The sequence below is a fragment of the Paenibacillus sp. 1-8 genome (assembly GCF_056316205.1).
In genome coordinates this window covers 512,501-530,672 of sequence record NZ_CM149995.1, presented here as the reverse complement: position 1 = coordinate 530,672, position 18,172 = coordinate 512,501, and the positions used below count along the sequence as shown (strand labels likewise).

Annotated in this window: 14 protein-coding genes, 20 tRNA genes, 2 rRNA genes and 1 pseudogene (1 of these 37 only partly in view); 5 read left to right on the top strand and 32 right to left on the bottom strand. The window is 49.0% G+C overall.

Features of this window, described 5'->3' with window-relative positions; all coding sequences use genetic code 11:
* Positions 1 to 49: 49 nt before the first annotated feature.
* The 4 genes and pseudogenes from AC0WRU_RS02470 to AC0WRU_RS02455 all read right to left on the bottom strand — a co-directional run bounded on the left by AC0WRU_RS02470 (position 50) and on the right by AC0WRU_RS02455 (position 2,885).
* Positions 50 to 511: a pyridoxamine 5'-phosphate oxidase family protein gene (locus AC0WRU_RS02470; protein WP_476127072.1), complete on the bottom strand. Its 462-nt coding sequence runs from the start codon at positions 509 to 511 to the stop codon at positions 50 to 52.
* 59 nt (positions 512 to 570) lie between these two features.
* Positions 571 to 807, bottom strand: coding sequence for a non-oxidative hydroxyarylic acid decarboxylases subunit D (locus AC0WRU_RS02465; RefSeq protein WP_025685903.1), 237 nt, complete (start codon positions 805 to 807; stop codon positions 571 to 573).
* A 41-nt stretch (positions 808 to 848) separates the two neighbouring features.
* Positions 849 to 2,267 carry a non-oxidative hydroxyarylic acid decarboxylases subunit C gene (locus AC0WRU_RS02460; protein WP_476128544.1) on the bottom strand — a complete coding sequence of 473 codons (1,419 nt, stop codon included), beginning with the start codon at positions 2,265 to 2,267 and terminating at the stop codon, positions 849 to 851.
* A gap of 28 nt (positions 2,268 to 2,295) precedes the next feature.
* A pseudogene (locus AC0WRU_RS02455) lies at positions 2,296 to 2,885 on the bottom strand (UbiX family flavin prenyltransferase).
* A 162-nt stretch (positions 2,886 to 3,047) separates the two neighbouring features.
* On the opposite strand from AC0WRU_RS02455, the gene AC0WRU_RS02450 reads away from it, so the two are divergent.
* Positions 3,048 to 3,953 (top strand): LysR family transcriptional regulator, encoded by a 906-nt coding sequence (locus AC0WRU_RS02450; protein WP_476127071.1) that lies wholly within the window; start codon positions 3,048 to 3,050, stop codon positions 3,951 to 3,953.
* Positions 3,954 to 4,027: 74 nt separating this feature from the next.
* On the opposite strand, the gene AC0WRU_RS02445 is transcribed toward AC0WRU_RS02450, so the two are convergent.
* From AC0WRU_RS02445 to AC0WRU_RS02425, 5 genes are all read right to left on the bottom strand, one after another.
* Positions 4,028 to 5,212, bottom strand: a complete 1,185-nt coding sequence (locus tag AC0WRU_RS02445) for a response regulator (RefSeq protein ID WP_476127069.1) — start codon at positions 5,210 to 5,212, stop codon at positions 4,028 to 4,030.
* Positions 5,193 to 6,989, bottom strand: coding sequence for a sensor histidine kinase (locus AC0WRU_RS02440; RefSeq protein WP_476127068.1), 1,797 nt, complete (start codon positions 6,987 to 6,989; stop codon positions 5,193 to 5,195). Before AC0WRU_RS02440 ends, AC0WRU_RS02445 begins: the two co-directional genes overlap by 20 nt.
* Positions 6,990 to 7,019: 30 nt before the next feature.
* Positions 7,020 to 7,844, bottom strand: coding sequence for a carbohydrate ABC transporter permease (locus AC0WRU_RS02435; protein ID WP_283654274.1), 825 nt, complete (start codon positions 7,842 to 7,844; stop codon positions 7,020 to 7,022).
* 13 nt (positions 7,845 to 7,857) lie between these two features.
* Positions 7,858 to 8,748, bottom strand: coding sequence for a carbohydrate ABC transporter permease (locus AC0WRU_RS02430; RefSeq protein ID WP_476127066.1), 891 nt, complete (start codon positions 8,746 to 8,748; stop codon positions 7,858 to 7,860).
* A gap of 108 nt (positions 8,749 to 8,856) precedes the next feature.
* Entirely contained in the window at positions 8,857 to 10,188 is a 1,332-nt protein-coding gene (locus AC0WRU_RS02425; RefSeq protein ID WP_476127065.1) for an extracellular solute-binding protein, read from the bottom strand.
* Positions 10,189 to 10,480: 292 nt separating this feature from the next.
* Here AC0WRU_RS02425 and AC0WRU_RS02420 point away from each other — a divergent pair, with 292 nt between their 5' ends.
* Positions 10,481 to 10,642 (top strand): lysine-specific demethylase, encoded by a 162-nt coding sequence (locus AC0WRU_RS02420; protein ID WP_014279404.1) that lies wholly within the window; start codon positions 10,481 to 10,483, stop codon positions 10,640 to 10,642.
* A 136-nt stretch (positions 10,643 to 10,778) separates the two neighbouring features.
* Here AC0WRU_RS02420 and AC0WRU_RS02415 read toward each other — a convergent pair whose 3' ends face one another.
* Complete coding sequence (locus AC0WRU_RS02415) at positions 10,779 to 11,519, bottom strand: Crp/Fnr family transcriptional regulator (RefSeq protein ID WP_476127064.1); 741 nt, start codon at positions 11,517 to 11,519, stop codon at positions 10,779 to 10,781.
* 299 nt (positions 11,520 to 11,818) lie between these two features.
* Here AC0WRU_RS02415 and AC0WRU_RS02410 point away from each other — a divergent pair, with 299 nt between their 5' ends.
* The 3 genes from AC0WRU_RS02410 to AC0WRU_RS02400 all read left to right on the top strand — a co-directional run bounded on the left by AC0WRU_RS02410 (position 11,819) and on the right by AC0WRU_RS02400 (position 14,109).
* Positions 11,819 to 12,268 (top strand): GAF domain-containing protein, encoded by a 450-nt coding sequence (locus AC0WRU_RS02410; protein ID WP_476127063.1) that lies wholly within the window; start codon positions 11,819 to 11,821, stop codon positions 12,266 to 12,268.
* A 91-nt stretch (positions 12,269 to 12,359) separates the two neighbouring features.
* Positions 12,360 to 13,013 carry a response regulator gene (locus AC0WRU_RS02405; RefSeq protein ID WP_044647721.1) on the top strand — a complete coding sequence of 218 codons (654 nt, stop codon included), beginning with the start codon at positions 12,360 to 12,362 and terminating at the stop codon, positions 13,011 to 13,013.
* Positions 13,006 to 14,109 carry a PAS domain-containing sensor histidine kinase gene (locus tag AC0WRU_RS02400; protein ID WP_476127062.1) on the top strand — a complete coding sequence of 368 codons (1,104 nt, stop codon included), beginning with the start codon at positions 13,006 to 13,008 and terminating at the stop codon, positions 14,107 to 14,109. The genes AC0WRU_RS02405 and AC0WRU_RS02400 overlap by 8 nt, the downstream gene beginning before the upstream one ends.
* A gap of 111 nt (positions 14,110 to 14,220) precedes the next feature.
* Here the strand turns inward: AC0WRU_RS02400 and AC0WRU_RS02395 are convergent.
* The 22 genes from AC0WRU_RS02395 to AC0WRU_RS02290 all read right to left on the bottom strand — a co-directional run.
* Positions 14,221 to 14,291, bottom strand: a tRNA-Gly gene (locus tag AC0WRU_RS02395).
* Between the two features lie 9 nt (positions 14,292 to 14,300).
* Positions 14,301 to 14,374: transfer RNA gene (locus AC0WRU_RS02390), tRNA-Pro, on the bottom strand.
* Positions 14,375 to 14,396: 22 nt separating this feature from the next.
* Positions 14,397 to 14,473, bottom strand: a tRNA-Arg gene (locus tag AC0WRU_RS02385).
* Positions 14,474 to 14,499: 26 nt separating this feature from the next.
* Positions 14,500 to 14,571: transfer RNA gene (locus AC0WRU_RS02380), tRNA-Cys, on the bottom strand.
* 10 nt (positions 14,572 to 14,581) lie between these two features.
* A tRNA-Gly gene (locus tag AC0WRU_RS02375) sits at positions 14,582 to 14,656 on the bottom strand.
* A 6-nt stretch (positions 14,657 to 14,662) separates the two neighbouring features.
* Positions 14,663 to 14,749: transfer RNA gene (locus AC0WRU_RS02370), tRNA-Leu, on the bottom strand.
* A gap of 14 nt (positions 14,750 to 14,763) precedes the next feature.
* Positions 14,764 to 14,839: transfer RNA gene (locus AC0WRU_RS02365), tRNA-Lys, on the bottom strand.
* 4 nt (positions 14,840 to 14,843) lie between these two features.
* Positions 14,844 to 14,918 (bottom strand) — tRNA-Gln (locus tag AC0WRU_RS02360).
* A 16-nt stretch (positions 14,919 to 14,934) separates the two neighbouring features.
* Positions 14,935 to 15,007, bottom strand: a tRNA-His gene (locus AC0WRU_RS02355).
* A gap of 20 nt (positions 15,008 to 15,027) precedes the next feature.
* A tRNA-Tyr gene (locus tag AC0WRU_RS02350) sits at positions 15,028 to 15,113 on the bottom strand.
* A 4-nt stretch (positions 15,114 to 15,117) separates the two neighbouring features.
* Positions 15,118 to 15,193: transfer RNA gene (locus AC0WRU_RS02345), tRNA-Thr, on the bottom strand.
* Between the two features lie 25 nt (positions 15,194 to 15,218).
* A tRNA-Phe gene (locus AC0WRU_RS02340) sits at positions 15,219 to 15,291 on the bottom strand.
* 81 nt (positions 15,292 to 15,372) lie between these two features.
* Positions 15,373 to 15,449, bottom strand: a tRNA-Asp gene (locus tag AC0WRU_RS02335).
* 24 nt (positions 15,450 to 15,473) lie between these two features.
* Positions 15,474 to 15,547 (bottom strand) — tRNA-Met (locus tag AC0WRU_RS02330).
* 31 nt (positions 15,548 to 15,578) lie between these two features.
* Positions 15,579 to 15,654: transfer RNA gene (locus AC0WRU_RS02325), tRNA-Val, on the bottom strand.
* A gap of 6 nt (positions 15,655 to 15,660) precedes the next feature.
* Positions 15,661 to 15,732: transfer RNA gene (locus AC0WRU_RS02320), tRNA-Glu, on the bottom strand.
* Between the two features lie 18 nt (positions 15,733 to 15,750).
* A tRNA-Ser gene (locus tag AC0WRU_RS02315) sits at positions 15,751 to 15,842 on the bottom strand.
* Positions 15,843 to 15,952: 110 nt separating this feature from the next.
* Positions 15,953 to 16,028 (bottom strand) — tRNA-Asn (locus tag AC0WRU_RS02310).
* 4 nt (positions 16,029 to 16,032) lie between these two features.
* A tRNA-Ala gene (locus tag AC0WRU_RS02305) sits at positions 16,033 to 16,108 on the bottom strand.
* 23 nt (positions 16,109 to 16,131) lie between these two features.
* A tRNA-Ile gene (locus AC0WRU_RS02300) sits at positions 16,132 to 16,208 on the bottom strand.
* 37 nt (positions 16,209 to 16,245) lie between these two features.
* A 5S ribosomal RNA gene (gene rrf, locus AC0WRU_RS02295) occupies positions 16,246 to 16,362 on the bottom strand.
* A 154-nt stretch (positions 16,363 to 16,516) separates the two neighbouring features.
* A 23S ribosomal RNA gene (locus AC0WRU_RS02290) occupies positions 16,517 to 18,172 on the bottom strand; it runs 1,272 nt beyond the window's last position.

Below are 18,172 nucleotides of genomic sequence, written 5' to 3'. Positions count from 1 at the left end.
GAATAGTTTAGGCTTTAAAGAAAATTTGGTCCTTATTAACTACTGAATTTTACATTAACAGCTCGGCCACCGTTTCTTTCCAGCGATTGATCACCGATTCCGGCTCCTTGAGACGAACCGTGACACCTGTCAAGATATCCGCATATTGAGCAGAATCCTCTCTGGCTGCGAAAACCCGTGCCGCAAAACGCTCGCGTACATGCTTGGCCCCCAGCAAAGCCGACAGGTGTTCCAGCGACAATCGGACATAATGCGCCTTCCCGCCGATGAACACCGCGAGCGTCGCCTTTCCGGTACGAATCATGTTGCCCGTCGTAGTCGTGCCCGGCCACAGTGCCAGACGCAGATTTCCCTCGTCCAGCGCTACAACCTCGCCCACGCTAACCATTGCAATGTGCGGCCACTGGTCCTCCGTGACCGTCAGCAGCATCATCGCTTCATGCTGCTTGTTTTCCAGCCTCTTGCCATCCAGCAGCGAGAACAGCTCCTTACCGATCCTTGGTGTCTGCATGAAGTATACTCCCCTTTACATTTGGCCTATATCTTCAAAGTACCATAATTTACGGCTGCTTACGAACGTCCCTGTACCCTCTCTGGAATAGGAGGGACATGGGCGGCATTCGGAATATCTTGGGGGTTCACCTTGAACGCCGATTTATACTTTGCCGGATCAGTAATGCTATCCGGTTCCGAGGTGCGCCATGTGAACATACATACAGGACACAGCAAGACCTCCCAGGCGCCTTTCACTGGCGAACGGGTAACAACCTCCGAACGATTAGATTCACAACGGGGACAAATATGCATCTGTCAGCACTCCTTTAATCTTTCTATATTTTCAAAAATATTTAACGAAGCATTTGGCTCAGCTTTTTTTCCCATTCCGCTACACCCAGCGGAGAATCGAGCGGCTGCGAATAATGGCCTCTAATATCCGGTGCTACAGGTGTCGTCGCATCCAATATCATTTTGTGCGTCATGCCTGCCGGATCAGAGCCAGGGTCAAGCGGTAAAATTGACAGGCCCGGCACAATGACAGCATCATGCTTCGGATGCAGCTTGGTGGATAAAGCCCACATGACCTGCGGCAGATTGAACGGATCGACATCCTCATCTACCACAATCACCAGCTTGCAATATCCCAATCCATGCGGAGTCGTTAGCGCACGCATCCCCACAGCCTTCGCAAAGCCGCCATAACGGGTTTTTGTGGAAATAATAGCGACCAGCCCATGCGTATACATAGCATTAACGGCTACAATTTCATTAGGAAATGCATCCTTGAGCTGTTGAAACAACGGTACACTTGTATTCACACCGATCATATAATCCGTTTCCGTCCAAGGCATTCCGATGTACAAATGCTCAAAGATAGGCTGTTTGCGGTGATATATACGATTAATCTGAATGACTGGCATTGCGCGGCCGCCGGAATAGTGACCTGTAAATTCACCGAATGGACCTTCAAACTCACGCTCACCCGCTAATACTTCACCTTCCAGAATAACCTCGGCTCCCCAAGGCAGATCGAGATCCGCATCCTTGGCTTTGACCACACGGTAAGGCTCACCTTGAATGGCGCCCGCCATCTCATATTCCGATTGATCGTACAGCAGCGGCGTAGAAGCCGCCGTGGTAATCACAGGCTCACATCCGAGAGCAATAGCGACCTTCAGATTTTCACCGCGTTCCTCAGCCTGACGGATATGGATCGCAATATCATGCTGCGGTACAGGTTGGATACCCAAACGGTTTTTGCCCTTGACCTGCATCCGGTACAAGCCGACGTTTTGCTTGCCATAGGTGTCCGGGTCATCCAGATCGCGTGAAACTAAAATCGCTTTATCCAGATAAAATCCTCCGTCTCCCTGGTTCAAACGAAATAACGGCAAAATATCAAACAAATTAATATCCTCTGTAATCTCGACTTCATGAAAAGGAGCGGTTTCTTCCCGCTTCACGGGCACCGGAAATTGTTCATAGCGTCTGGCAAATTCAAAAAACTGCTCCTTGAGCGGCGTGTTTTTTGGCATTCCCATCATGAGGGCATGATTGGGCCAGGAGCCCATCACATTCATTGCAATACGAGCATCCGTATATCCATAGATATTGTTGAAAAAGAGAGCAGGCGTCTTGTCTCCAAGATTGTTTAATGCTCTGTTAGCTGCTGCGAGGTCCGGCTCCGGCCTTACCTCATCGCTGATCGTAAGCAATTGCCCCTCCTTCTCCAAAGTATGCAGAAAATCGCGAAAGTCTTTATAAGCCATCATTCATTCTCCTTTGTCTTCCGTTTTCTCAATTCTGGTGCAGTCTGGAGTCAGTCTGCTTCATTCCATCCCAGCGCTTAGCTACGGTAGTGACAATACCGAACTGATCCAATGCGCGAAAAACAATATGATCCACCAATTCCTCAATGCTTGCAGGATGATTATAAAAGGCAGGCATCGGCGGCAGGATCATCACGCCCATACGTGACAGCTCCAGCATATTTTCCAGATGAATACTGCTTAATGGTGTTTCCCTGGTCATGAGCAGCAGCTTCTTTCGCTCCTTCAGCATTACATCCGCTGATCGGGTCAGCAGGTTGTCCGCCATACCGATACGAATAGAGGCGAGCGTCTTCATACTGCAAGGAGCGACGATCATGCCATCTACCCGGAAGGAGCCGCTGGAAATACGTGCAGCCTGATCCTTATACGAATAAACTGCATCCGCCATGGCCTCCACTTCCTTCACCGTGTAGCCTGTCTCATAGGGAATGTTCGCAATAGCCCACGGGGATAGCACCAGATGCTCTCCACTCCGGCCTCCCGTAATTGTTGCAATATACGGATACCGAAGATCGACCCTGTCGCTCCCGATATTCCTACAATGATTTTCTTCATATGTCCCCTCCTTCCACTCCATCGTTGTATGTTCACCAATGCATCACTGTCAAAAATTATACGCCTGTTCCTTGCACACGAAAAATATATATAATATATGTAATGCATACTTTAAAAGTATTCAAATCGAAGCGTTGTTCAGAAATGAGGAGGAACCCCCCAATGGATATGAAGCATCTGCATTACTTTTGCGTCATTGTGGAGGAAGGGCAAATCACCAAAGCCGCACGCACGCTCAACATGGCCCAGCCTCCGCTGAGTCAGCAGCTCAAAAATATGGAGGACGAGCTTGGGGTAAAGCTGATTTACCGGGAAGGAAAGAAGTGGGAGGTCACCGAGGCCGGATACGCACTGTACACCCGCGCCAAACGATTACTGGCTGAAATGGAGGATACCTGTAGAGAAATTGGGGAATTTGAAAACAACGTAGCTGGCACCCTGTCCATAGGCACTTCATCCGCCTGCATGTCTCTAATTACCGAACAACTCAGCCGCTTTCATCGGGATTACCCGGAGGTATACGTTAAGATAGGACACGGGGACACACATCATCTGGAAGAACTGCTGCATCAAAATAAAGTCGATCTGGCTCTGCTACTGCTTCCGGTAGACGACAACTCGTACCATACGATTGAACTGGAGGGCGTTTCTTTTGTTGCGGTACTTCCATGTGAATGGGCAGATCGTCATTCGAGTGGAGAAATCACGCTACAGGAAGCAGCCAGCTATGACCTCCTGTTGGCACGTCGAACAGAAGGTCACGGATTATACGAAACCGTCATCCGCAAATTTCAGGAGCACCATCTTACTCCGCGCGTCGTACTGGACTGTCCTGAAATATCGACCATTCTCTCGCTCGTATCCACAGGCATGGGGGTTACCATCATTCCAGACGCTGGCTTGGGACAAGAATACGGAGACAGATTTCGCACACTCTCCATTAAGGAGCCGTTCCCTTTTACACGGCCTGCCGTCGTATGGCGCAAGGATCGTTATTTATCCAATGCGGCTCGCAAATTGGTTGAACAGCTCCAAGCTGGACACACGAAAAAGACTGCTCCCGAGTAGATGCTCTCTACAACTCTACTCATGAAACAGCCTTATGCTGGATGAACCTCGGTCATTCCTTTGTTGTTGCCGCCTTATTTGACTCCCTGATGCCGATACTCGGTCGGAGTCATGCCACATTTGCGCCGAAATACTTGTGTAAAATGCCGCATATCCTGGTAGCCGATCCGCTCCGATATATCAGCCAGCCGCAGATGGGGATCATTGAGCAGACGCTTCGCCTCCTCCATCCGCAAACAAATGACATAATCCTTATAACCTTGTCCGGTTTTTTGCTTGAACAACTGGCTGAAATACACCGGATTCAAAAAGACGATCGAAGCCACCTTCTCCAGCGACAATTCCTCGGTAAAATGGGCCCGGATATATTGCAACGCCACATCCACCGTATGCATGCCTTTTCGCAGACATTCCCCAGTATCCGTCGCTGCTGCTGCAATCTCCTCAGGCGTCCGTCTTAGCCTTGCCACCTCTTTAGGTATGGAGGAAAAATTGTGATGAACGCCTGAGCGTGTAATTTGCAGGGGCACCTTCACGTAACGTTTCAAATGGGATTCGAGTAACGTCTCCAGCCGTGCGGCCTCTGCTTCATCCCGCAGTCGTGCAATGCCCAGCAGGCTGTGGCGGTCGAGACTGACGACAAAACCGCTGCCCCCCGCCTCAACGAGCTCGGACAGTACGTTTTCAATCATAAAATGCTCCAGATGCGTCTGCTTATGATCAGGTTCCATGCGAACCATGAAGAGGTAAAACTCCGGGTAATTTTCGATAAAAGGCTGTATATCCAGTTTTCCCGTGTCCAGTCCAAGTGCATAGCGTTGAAAAACAGCCTCCCGCAAATAGACCATATTGGATTTGAGAAGCCTGCCCTCGTTGGCCTGCTGCGAAGCGACAAGCGCTTCGGCTGCCAGCACTTCAATGCATTCCAGCAGCTTTCTTTTGCCGATTGGCTTTAACAAATAGTCTTTGGCACCCAGCTTCACTGCTCTTTGCGCGTATTGGAAGTCGGAATGGGCCGAGATGACGACCCACTGTAAATGAGGATGCTTTCGCTTGGAAATGCGCATGAACTCCAGACCATCCATGCCGGGCATCACGATATCGGTCAATACAATATCCACGGGATGCTCCGCCAGAATGCCTGCTGCTTCCTCGGTGGAAGCAGCGAGATGAATACCGCAAGTTGGCAGAGCCTGGCCAATCGTACGCCGAATCCCCTGCCGAATCATACTTTCATCGTCAGCTATCAGAATATTCATGTTTCTCCTCCTTCAGTGGCAGAGGCACACTTACAGTGGCTGTCGTTCCGGCCCCAGGTGCGCTGGAAATCCGTAGGCCGTACTCTTCTCCGAACATGTGCCGTAGCCGTAAATTTAGGTTTTGCAGGCCGATGCCTCCCGCCTGCCCGCTGCCCGCCTGCTTGCCGGGTTCTGCCAAAGCAACCTGAACCACCTCCCATCGTTCGTACTCCATCCCTGCACCGTTATCTATAATATGCAGGCTTAATACGCCACCATATTCCTCTGCTCTGACAAGCAGCTTGCCACCTGTATTCGCATGAAGAGGCTCCAGTCCGTGCTTGACCGCATTTTCAATCAACGGCTGTAAGGTCATTTTCGGCAAACGGATATCCATCCAGCGCTCATCAATACTGATGTCTACGGATACCCTGCCCTCCAGCCGGGTCTGAATAATGGTGAGATAATGTCCGATCTGCTCTACTTCTTCGCGCAGGCTGACATCGGTTCCTTCCTCCCAATGACTGCTGTAGCGGAACATATGGGATAAGGAAAGCACCACTTCCCCAAGCTGATCCTGCCCCTTTTCATCCAGCATCCAATAGATCATATCCAGCGTATTATACAGAAAATGCGGATTGACCTGCGTCTGGAGCGCGTGCAGCTCGGCATTTTTTTCACTGACCGATGATATACGAACCAGTTCGATCAGTTCGTCAATCCGTCTTACCATATGGTTGAAGGAGGTCGCTAATTGGTTGATTTCCTCATACGATTCAATCTCCAACGTATGGCGGAAATTCCCCGTCTCCACCCGTTTCATTTCCCGAATGACCCGCTTCAACGGAAGAGAAATACGTCTGGAGACAATGGACGCAATCAGCGCGGATAAAATAATGAGTACAGGCACCACAATGAGCAAATACCTTTGATTTTGCACCAGCTCCACGTTCAAATCCTCGCTGGGGGTCACGCTAATGACCGACCAATCGGCAAACGGCAACTTGGAAGCGATTACAACGCTCTCATTACTTCGGTTTACAATGACATCGTCCTCCGGTACCTGCTGCTCCAGATTTTGCAGATCCGGTGGCGGTTCAGAGGAAGTAGCCGACACAATCCGGTTTTCATGGCCCACCAGATATACCTGACTATTGGTACCCAGCCGCAAATTGTGGAGGGCGGACAGAACAGAGCGCGGTTCAGCTTCAAACAGGACAATACCAATCGGCTTATGCTCATCCAGATCATAGAGCTGGCGCCCGAACGCAAATACGGGTCTGGTTTCCACCTGGTCAATGACAGAGTGAGGATAAACGCCCAGCCATGCGATTTTGCCCGCTGACTTTCGAATTTCCTTATACCATTCAGTGTGTTCGTAATCCGTATCAATGACGTTCATATAATTCCCGTAATTGTATACCTTGCCTGTGTCTGTGATGACATGAATGCCTATCAGGTCCTCCCGCGAATAATAGATAGCTCCCAGAATATTGGTAATTGTACGTTCATTGATGTAATTGACGGCGGGTAGATCGCTGGTATCCATCGTTAGCAGACGAACCAAATCCATATTATTGCTGATCGATTTGGACAAACTGTTATAGCTGCTGAGCAGCAATTCGAACAGTCCTGCCGTTTGGGAAACATTTTTACGAGCCAGCTCACTGACCTTATCATGGAACTGTACTGTAGTACGGTTATAAAATAACAAACTGATCGCCAGCACAATACCAGACATGCTCAACAGGAATAGAATGAACAAGCGGTGGTGAATAGACTGAAAACGGCGCATCATACCTCCGTGCGCTCCTTTCGAATCGCTCGCCTACCCTTTAACCGCCCCCGCTACCATGCCCTTGGTAATCTTTTCGGACAGGACAAAATAAATAATAATGACCGGTAAGGCCCCCATGACCAGAAAAGCGCCAATATTGCCGTAATTCACAGAATACTGACTGACGAATGTATAGACGCCGAAAGGGAGTGTTTTGAGCTTCTCTGACGAGATAAAGGTGGCGGCCATAATGTATTCATTCCAGATATTAATAAAGGTCAAAATACACACCGTCATCATCGGCGGAATCGAGATGGGTAAGATCACACTGCGGAAAATACGATAAATGCTCGCCCCATCAATATAAGCGGATTCTTCAATCTCGTGGGGAATGGACCGCATAAAGCCGGACAGGATGAAAACCGCAATCGGTGTCTGAAAAGCAATGTAGGGTAAAATTAGCGAGAAATACGTATTGAGAATGTTAATGTTTTTGAACATCACCATCAGCGGCAGCAGCGTTGCCTGCATCGGAATCATCATTCCGATCAGAAACAAGGTCAGCACAGCAGCCCCGAAGCGCCAGCGAAAACGCGTAATCGCATAAGCAGTCATCGAGCTTAACAAAATGACGAATAGCATCGTAACTCCGGTCACCAGCACACTGTTTCCCAAATAGCGCAAGTAGCTCCCTGATTCATAAGCTTCCTGATAGTTGTGCCACTGGGGCACTTGAGGGAGTGCAAAGAAGCTTGCGCTCAAAATCTCTTCATTCGTCTTCAACGAATAGGTCAGCAGCCAGAAGAGTGGATACAGCTGCGTGACGATCAAAACCGCCAGCAAGGAAAAGACCAAAGTTTTTTTCATGGTGTTCACAGCTTCATCCCCTTTAGCTTACCTTATTTTCGATTCGTTTGAAAACAAAATTTATCACAATTGTAAATGACAAACAGATAACGACGAGAAACGAAGCCAATGCGCTGCCATATCCATATTTCATGGACAAAAAGGACATGTTGTACATATACGTGGACACCGTATCCGTTGCATGAGCAGGCCCTCCACCCGTCATCACCCAGATCAGATCAAACGATTGCAGAGAACCAATAAAGGCCAATACCATTGATATTTTGAAAATAGGTACAATGAGCGGCAGCGTAATATAACGGTCTGCTTTAAAACCCTCAGCTCCATCCATTTTGGCTGCCTCGTACAGCTCATTCGGAATATTTTGCACCCCGGTAAACTGAATCAGCAAATGATAGCCAAAATACTGCCACAACGACACAAAATAGAGCGCGTACATAGCAATCTGCGGTTCTGTCAGCCATGAGTGTGTCCAGCTTTCCAGCCCGACCGACATCAAAATACCGTTCAGCATCCCACCCATCGAGGCCGGATTATAGATCGTCTTCCACAACTGCCCGATAATAACCACTGACAGAATGACCGGCAGAAAATACATCGTAACCAGCGTATTCGCCTTACGCACATAGCGGTTGAGCAAAATAGCCAGCAGCAGACAGAACGGAATTTCCAGCATGGAAAACACAGCGAACATCATCGTCCGCTTCACAGACGGCCAGAACACCGGATCAGCTGTAAAAATCCGCTCGAAATTCGCCAGCCCCACAAACTTCGCCTCAGATATCCCGTTCCAATCCAGCAGTCCACAGTATACCGACACCAGAATCGGAACAAATACCATACAGGTGTAGAGCAGCAGGCAGGGCAGCACGAAAACGGCAATGGTGCGTGCCGGCACCTTCAGTACATTCATGCTCCAATCTCCTTTGTGTTTTTTCTGAACTTCTTCTAAGGATGCGCAGCTCAGAGTTATCCCAAATCAGGGAAGGAACTAATGCGCCCCTCCCCTGTTAAGCTGCAACTATTTGTTCGCTTCAAAAGCACTCTGGTGCTCCTTGGCAACTTGGGCAGAGTCCTCCTTTTGCACGAACAGGTTTTGAATGCTGCTCAGATGCGCCTGCGCAATAGCCGGATTCATCGTATTATCAAAAGCGAGGTCGCCGCCCTTCACATTTTTGAACAGCTCATTGAGGTTAATCGCCAGCTCGGAGTAGCCCGCCTCCTTCAGATCGCCTTTCATTTTCTGCCCGCTGCCAATCGCATTTTTCAGATCAAACTGGATCTTGGGCATCTCTGTAATAAAATAGTGCAGAAAATCCTTCGTCTCCTGCAAATGCTCACTGTTCGCCGATACCGCAAACGCACTGCCCGGCGCAATCACATACTCATTCACATCTCCCTTGCCATTCACCGTAGGGAATTGGAACGCACCCACCTTGCCTGCTACCGAAGAAGCATCAATAGACCCTGTTTCCCATGTGCCCATGATATACATCGCAGCTTTTCCTGTTTTAAAAATATTACCGCCCGCATTATAGTCAATGGATGTAGCTCCATCAGGGAATGCCCCTGCCTGCACCAGTTCCTGAAATGCATCAACTGCTTCCACAAAGGCCGGATCATTAAACGTCTTTTTGCCGTCCAGCACATCCTTGAGGAAATTCGGCCCTTCATTCGTACGCAGCAAAATGTTCATGAAAAGGAGTGATCCGGTCCACGAATCCTTTTCCCCAATCGCAATCGGAGTAATCCCCTTTGCCTTCAGCGCCTTGACGGCCGTAATCAGCTCATCAAAGGTGGTAGGCAGCTTTTGAATTCCCGCCTGCTCGAACAGCTCCTTATTGTAAAACACCACTTCTATATTGTTACCGTCCGGAAAAGCATAAAGCTTATCATCGAAGCTATAATAATCGAGCAGTCCATCCTGAAATGTATCTTTTAAGCCATCTTTATCTGCCACATCGTTCAGGGGAGCCAGTAGCCCGGCATCCACGAAGGGCTTCATTTGTGCGGCCGGGTTTACAATCGTAATATCCGGTACTTCCTTCGCCGCCGCCTGTGTTTTCAGCTTTAGCTTTTGTTGATCTGTATTCAGCGAATCCAGCTCAATTTTGACATTCGGATGATTCTGCTCATATTGACTTACAATTTGCTTTATCATTTTGTATGAAGGAGTGCTAGGATCAGGATTAATGTTCTGGAAGGTGATCGTCACTTCTTTACTTGCAGCGTCTCCACCCTTGCTTCCTGAGTTTCCCGGACTTTCGCTCTGTCCGTTATTACAAGCTGTCAGCGTCAATGCCAAGGCGCTCGCTATCAAAATAGAGAACGCTTTCATTTTTGTTCTGCCCATTATCCTTTTTCCTCCTCTTGTTGAAGCATTGCGCGAATTGTCCCTGTCGGTGAACACTCAATGCCCGCTTGTTCTTTTCATTATGTTCTATAGAAAAGAAGTGAACAATGTGTGAACTTAAGGAGAAGGGTTTGCTTTTTCAAGCCCTCATTCGTGCGCTTCAAAATTCATTCATATCATAACTTGCAATTTATCTCGAACACAGGCATAATATGAATAAGCTCATTATTTGATAATGATTCTCATTATTAAAAGACAAATATACATGGGCCCCAAAGGAGGCAGAACCGCAGTGAAAGAAGCTTTTAGTAGAACCTCCCTGCATATTGATGATTATTTGGATCTTCTCAATCTTGCGGTACAAGTCGGAGATATAAAGTGGCAAAAGGAAATTACACGTAAACTTCAAGCCTTAAGTGTCCTCCAGACAGAACAGGTTGAAATAGATCAATAATCGCCTCCCCAGCTAATTGACCGCTATACGCGTTGATTAGCTTTTTTTATATTATAAATGATAATAAGTACAGGTGTGTCAGAAGACGTAAATCAAGGCGGGTCCTAGGGACTCCGCCTTATTTATGTTCATTTTTTTAGAGACGGCAGATTTCATGCGCACATTGACCATACGAAGGGCAGCAGCACATCATGCGCAGCACCTTGAGATCGTGAATAACTATTTTTCCATCCCGTGTATCAAGCGTCCCCTGCTCCTTCAACGAGCTTAGCATCCGATTCACACTCTCCCGTGTCGCTCCAATCATTTCACCCAGCTCGGAGTGACTCAGCTTCATATTCAGTAAAATGCCATCCTTCACCGCTACACCGCATGTATTGCTCGCCCGGATCAGCGTGGAGGCCAATGCTCCTGTTTTACCATACAGCAGCAAATCCCGAAACCGCGATTGCATAATCCGTTGCTTCATAGCCATCCACTGAATGAATTGGAGCCCCATTGCTCCATTTTTGGACAGAAGCGATTCCAGATCCTGAACACGCACCACGCCCAGCTCACAGGCATCGGCTGTTTCTGCGGTGCAGCTATACTCTTCTCCATCTATCCCGCTGAACTCCCCGATTAAGTCGCCTTGATGCTGAATGGTCAAAATCAATTCTTTTCCGTCTTCTGTCGACTTGCGAAGCTTAACATGGCCCGAATGTATATAATAAAGCTGCTCCGATTCTTCGCCCTCTCTAAAAAGTGTAATACCCGCCTTTACCTTTTTCCAGGACATGATATCCTTCAGCAGCCCAAAATGTTCCTCCGTCAAAAAAAGCTGAATTCCCGTGCGTTCCACCTTATCCCCAAACCGTTCCGTACAAGTGGCTTGCATGTTAGCGTCCTCCTCGTGTTTACCTGATATCTATATCATAATGTTTTGACGCATCAGTTGTTATCAGGAGAACACCTGATTTTATACCTCCCTACTCCCTGATTCGCTGTGATAAATATCACTTCTGCTATCAAGCAGAGCCTAATTTATCGGCTTCTCTCCTACTCCTTGCCCCGCCTGTTCAAAAGTCAGTGTTTCCTGCACCTATAGATCAGGGGGTTCCCTGACTTACTTTTGTAACTGCTGGAACTACAATAAGTTAGAGCTACAGTTTTGTTACGAAAAAGGATGTGTCTTCTATGCTAGAAATAACGGATGAAATGCGCAAAACACTGGATCAGTTGAGAGATCGTATCCATGGGGATCTCACAGCACTTGCGCTCATGTCCAAGCCGGGCGGTAGGTTGCAATGGTATTATGCCTCTGGCAGCCGCAGCGAACGCTATCGGCGTATTTCTTTTAAGGTAGGGCATGGTATTGCCGGGATGGCTGTTCGTCTGGGGCGTACCGTGACCGTAAGCGCTATGCTCTCCGGCAGCATCCGTTTACGTCAGGAATGTGCGCTGATGCTGGCGGAACAGCTTCACTCTGCTGTGGCTATTCCCTTTTCCAGCACAGGGGATCTGCCGAACGGTGTATTGCTTCTCGGTAATCGTGATGTGAGAGTGTTCACCGATTCCGACGTCGCAGGGGCCACAAAAGTCGCCGAGCAGTTTGGTCAGCAATGTGCCCACAGGTATACTCTATGAGATCATATAACTGTCTATGTTGATTGGAATCCCTTAAATTTGATATGATGATGACAAAACGTACGGTTCTACCGTTCGAGGGGATGACAAATTGATTCGTATACTTGTAGTGGATGATCATGTTGTCGTACGTTCCGGCCTCATGGCCCTATTGGACGGCAAACACGGTATTAAGGTGGTAGGAGATGCAGCGGATGGGGATGAAGCGATTCGCAAGGCGATAGAGCTACAGCCCCATGTCGTACTCATGGATTTTAGTATGCCACCTGGCAAAGATGGTCTTACGGCAACCACTGAATTGAAAAAACAGTTGCCTGATACAGAAGTGCTTATTTTAACGATGCATGATGATGAAGAATATCTGTTCCGGGCCATTCAGGCCGGAGCCTCCGGATATATTTTAAAAAGCGCACCTCACGAGGAATTACTCGCTGCCATTCAGTCTGTGGCGGAAGGTAGCGCCTATCTGTACCCGAATGCAACCAAACGGCTGATGAGTGAATATCTGGATAAGATCAAGAAGGAAGGCATAGCCGGCCCGTATGAGTCCCTTTCTGAACGGGAAAAGGAAATCCTCTCGTGGGTAGCCAAGGGATATGCGAACAAGGAAATTGCCGAGCGTCTGGTGATCAGCGTCAAAACCGTTGAGTCCCACAAAAGTAACCTGATGGAGAAGCTTAACCTGAAAACACGGCCTGAGCTGGTCAAATTTGCACTAAAAAAGGGGTTGCTGCATTATGAATGAACCTTCTAAACCTTTGCTCCAGCATGCTTTTGGCGAGTCAGCCGATAAGCTGCTGGATGATTTGGAAGCGCATATACCAGAATCCCCTTTTCTCCATGCACTGCGTAACTCACTCCACCAGTTAACCAATCTGAAATTCGCGTTGGATACGTCCTCTATCGTTGCTTTGACCGATCACCGGGGCATTATTCAGTACGTCAACGATAAGTTCTGCGAGATTTCGCAATACAGTCGTGAAGAGCTAATCGGTCGGGATCATCGCCTCATTAATTCGGGCTATCATACCCCTGCCTTTATGAAAAACCTGTGGACCACAATTCGTTCAGGCGAGGTATGGCAGGGAGAGATACGTAATCGAGCCAAAGACAACACCTACTATTGGGTGAATACCACCATCGTTCCGTTCATGGACGAAGAAAGTAAGCCCTATCAGTATTTGGCGATCCGTAATGAGGTAACCAAACTAAAAAAAGTAGAAGCTGAGCTGCAGACGATGATGACGCAAGTGATGCAAATACAGGAAGAAGAGCGCAAGCGTTTCTCAAGAGAGCTGCATGATGGAATTGGGCAAAGCTTGTTTGCGCTGATTATTCAACTGGATAGTCAGCTTGCCGAACAGCCTAGTCCTACTCTGGAAAAGCTGCGTTCGCAGGTGACTGACATTATTAAGGATGTCCGCGGACTGGCGTGGGAACTTCGCCCCTCAGTTCTAGATGATTTGGGCGTCGTACCAGCCATACGGACCTATATTGAAAACTTCTGTTCTCATTACGGGATTGAGGTGCATTTTCAATGCACTCTACGTAAACGCCTCGATATTCGCAAGGAAATAGCAATTTATCGGATTGTACAGGAGGCATTAACGAATATAGCCAAATATGCAGACGTAGCAGAGGCACATGTCGACGTAGAGGATCAGGGTGAGGTCATACAAGTGACCATTTGGGATGAGGGTATCGGATTCTCTGAGCAATCTCAAGGGAAAGGCGTGGGACTGTTCAGCATGGAGGAACGAGCCAGGGGCGTAGGAGGATGGATCAGCGTAACCTCTGCACCGGAACATGGGACCTCCATCCAACTGACCACTCCTGTGTAAAGATATAGCAGCATAAATAAACAAAAAAAAAGAGAGAGCGCTGTCCCCAGACAGGCTCTCTTTATTTATAAGGTGTCACCACTGAGGCAACAAGAATCCGCTATAGCAAAAAGCGGGTGATGGGAATCGAACCCACGCTACCAGCTTGGAAGGCTGGAGTTCTACCATTGAACTACACCCGCAAATCAGTATCGGGATGACACGATTTGAACATGCGACCCCCTGGTCCCAAACCAGGTGCTCTACCAAGCTGAGCTACATCCCGATATTATACATTTTTAAGAAAATGGCGCGCCCTGAGAGATTCGAACTCCCGGCCTTTTGATTCGTAGTCAAACGCTCTATCCAGCTGAGCTAAGGGCGCAAAATGTAATCCATAATAAGCAGTAAAGGCGCCACCCAGATTTGAACTGGGGAATGAAGCTTTTGCAGAGCTTTGCCTTACCACTTGGCTATGGCGCCGAATGGATAATGGAGCGGACGACGGGAATCGAACCCGCGACCCTCGCCTTGGCAAGGCGATGCTCTACCGCTGAGCCACGTCCGCAAAATATGGTGCGGTCGAGAGGACTCGAACCTCCACGGGGGTTAGCCCACACGGACCTGAACCGTGCGCGTCTGCCAATTCCGCCACGACCGCAAAATAAATATAAATGGTGAGCCATGAAGGATTCGAACCTTCGACACCCTGATTAAAAGTCAGGTGCTCTACCAGCTGAGCTAATGGCTCTTAATGGCTGGGGATATAGGATTTGAACCTATGCATGACGGAGTCAAAGTCCGTTGCCTTACCGCTTGGCTAATCCCCATTAAATGAAAATAAAGGGCGGCCGATGGGGCTTGAACCCACGAATGCCGGAGTCACAGTCCGGTGCGTTAACCACTTCGCCACGACCGCCATAATGATTATGAAAAGACTGGTGGAGGATGATGGATTCGAACCACCGAACCCGTAAGGGAGCAGATTTACAGTCTGATGCGTTTGGCCACTTCGCTAATCCTCCAAAATGGTGCCGGCGAGAGGACTTGAACCCCCAACCTACTGATTACAAGTCAGTTGCTCTACCAGTTGAGCTACACCGGCACATTACTCATTCCCACTTGAAAGGTGGCTCGGGACGGAATCGAACCGCCGACACGAGGATTTTCAGTCCTCTGCTCTACCGACTGAGCTACCGAGCCATATATTGTTTTATATCTGTAATATACAAACCCACATTATATGTAGAATACACAAAAATGCCAGTTATATATTTCATAAAATGGCGGAACTGACGGGATTCGAACCCGCGATCTCCTGCGTGACAGGCAGGCATGTTAGGCCTCTACACCACAGTTCCATAGATAATCCTAAGGAAAATCAATTGCGGGGACAGGATTTGAACCTGTGACCTTCGGGTTATGAGCCCGACGAGCTACCGAACTGCTCCACCCCGCGACATTAAAAGGGAATACTTGTATAACATAAATGGTGGAGGCTGAGGGGTTCGAACCCCCGACCCTCTGCTTGTAAGGCAGATGCTCTCCCAGCTGAGCTAAGCCTCCATACTATGACCCGTAGGGGAATCGAACCCCTGTTACCTCCGTGAAAGGGAGGTGTCTTAACCGCTTGACCAACGGGCCTTAACAATAAATAATATCTGGCGGAGAGAGAGGGATTCGAACCCTCGCACCACTTTCGCAGTCTAACCCCTTAGCAGAGGGTCCCCTTATAGCCACTTGGGTATCTCTCCAACAAGCAGCATAGAGATTACATCCTTAACCTCACTGAAATGAATCGTAGGCCTCAACCAGCTCAGTTACGCCGCCATCTTATATATAAAATTCAGAAATATTCAAGATTTGGCTCCCCGAACAGGACTCGAACCTGTGACAACTCGATTAACAGTCGAGTGCTCTACCAACTGAGCTATCAGGGAATATTGGTGGAGCCAAGCGGGATCGAACCGCTGACCTCCTGCGTGCAAGGCAGGCGCTCTCCCAGCTGAGCTATGGCCCCAGTCATTTTGTTTCATCAAGAAGTGGTGGGCCTTAGTGGACTCGAACCACCGACCTCACCCTTATCAGGGGTGCGCTCTAACCAGCTGAGCTAAAGGCCCTAATATGTATGTCTTCATTATCCTCTAAAGGGACATTGCTTGGCGACGTCCTACTCTCCCAGGACCCTGCGGTCCAAGTACCATCGGCGCTGGAGGGCTTAACGGTCGTGTTCGGGATGGGTACGTGTGGAACCCCTCCGCTATCGCCACCAAACATGAATTTGCTATGCAAATTCTACCGTATGGTTATCCGGTTCATCACCTATTGTGTGAATGAATAGCCATGCGCTTGTCGTATGTATCTTCTACATACCTTCAAGGTGTTACACCCTGAAAACTGGATCCGAAACTCCATTGCGTCCTATTCTTAGGATAAGCCCTCGACCGATTAGTATTGGTCAGCTCCATGCATTACTGCACTTCCACCCCCAACCTATCTACCTCGTCGTCTTCAAGGGGTCTTACATACTGGGAAATCTCATCTTGAGGGGGGCTTCACGCTTAGATGCTTTCAGCGCTTATCCCTTCCGTACATAGCTACCCAGCGGTGCTCCTGGCGGAACAACTGGTACACCAGCGGTACGTCCATCCCGGTCCTCTCGTACTAAGGACAGCTCCTCTCAAATTTCCTACGCCCACGACAGATAGGGACCGAACTGTCTCACGACGTTCTGAACCCAGCTCGCGTACCGCTTTAATGGGCGAACAGCCCAACCCTTGGGACCTACTTCAGCCCCAGGATGCGATGAGCCGACATCGAGGTGCCAAACCTCCCCGTCGATGTGGACTCTTGGGGGAGATAAGCCTGTTATCCCCAGGGTAGCTTTTATCCGTTGAGCGATGGCCCTTCCATGCGGTACCACCGGATCACTAAGCCCGACTTTCGTCCCTGCTCGACTTGTAGGTCTCGCAGTCAAGCTCCCTTCTGCCTTTGCACTCTTCGAATGATTTCCAACCATTCTGAGGGAACCTTGGGGCGCCTCCGTTACTCTTTAGGAGGCGACCGCCCCAGTCAAACTGCCCACCTGACACTGTCCTCGTACCGGATCACGGTACCAAGTTAGAACCTAGATACGATCAGGGTGGTATCCCAAGGATGCCTCCTCTCAAGCTGGCGCTCAAGTCTCTTAGGCTCCCACCTATCCTGTACAGATCGTACCCAAATTCAATATCAAGCTGCAGTAAAGCTCCATGGGGTCTTTCCGTCTTGTCGCGGGTAACCTGCATCTTCACAGGTATTAAAATTTCACCGGATCTCTCGTTGAGACAGCGCCCAAGTCGTTACGCCATTCGTGCGGGTCAGAATTTACCTGACAAGGAATTTCGCTACCTTAGGACCGTTATAGTTACGGCCGCCGTTTACTGGGGCTTCGGTTCATAGCTTCGCCCCGAAGGACTTACCACTCCCCTTAACCTTCCAGCACCGGGCAGGCGTCAGCCCGTATACTTCGCCTTGCGGCTTCGCACAGACCTGTGTTTTTGCTAAACAGTCGCTTGGGCCTTTTCACTGCGGCCCCCTCGGGCTATTCACCCTACCGAGGCACCCCTTCTCCCGAAGTTACGGGGTCATTTTGCCGAGTTCCTTAACGAGAGTTCTTCCGCGCGCCTTAGAATTCTCTTCTCGCCTACCTGTGTCGGTTTGCGGTACGGGCACCTTCTCCTGGCTAGAGGCTTTTCTTGGCAGTCTGAGATCATGACCTTCGCTACTACAATTTTCGCTCCCCATCACAGCCCAGCCTTACGATGTGCGGATTTGCCTACACATCAGCCTCACTGCTTAGACGGACATCCATCAGTCCGCGTCACTACCCTACTGCGTCACCCCATTGCTCATAACGGATTACGGTGGTACAGGAATTTCGACCTGTTGTCCTTCGACTACGCCTATCGGCCTCGCCTTAGGTCCCGACTTACCCTGAGCGGACGAACCTTCCTCAGGAACCCTTAGGCTTTCGGCGGATCTGATTCTCACAGATCTTTTCGTTACTCATACCGGCATTCTCACTTGAATGCAGTCCAGCGCT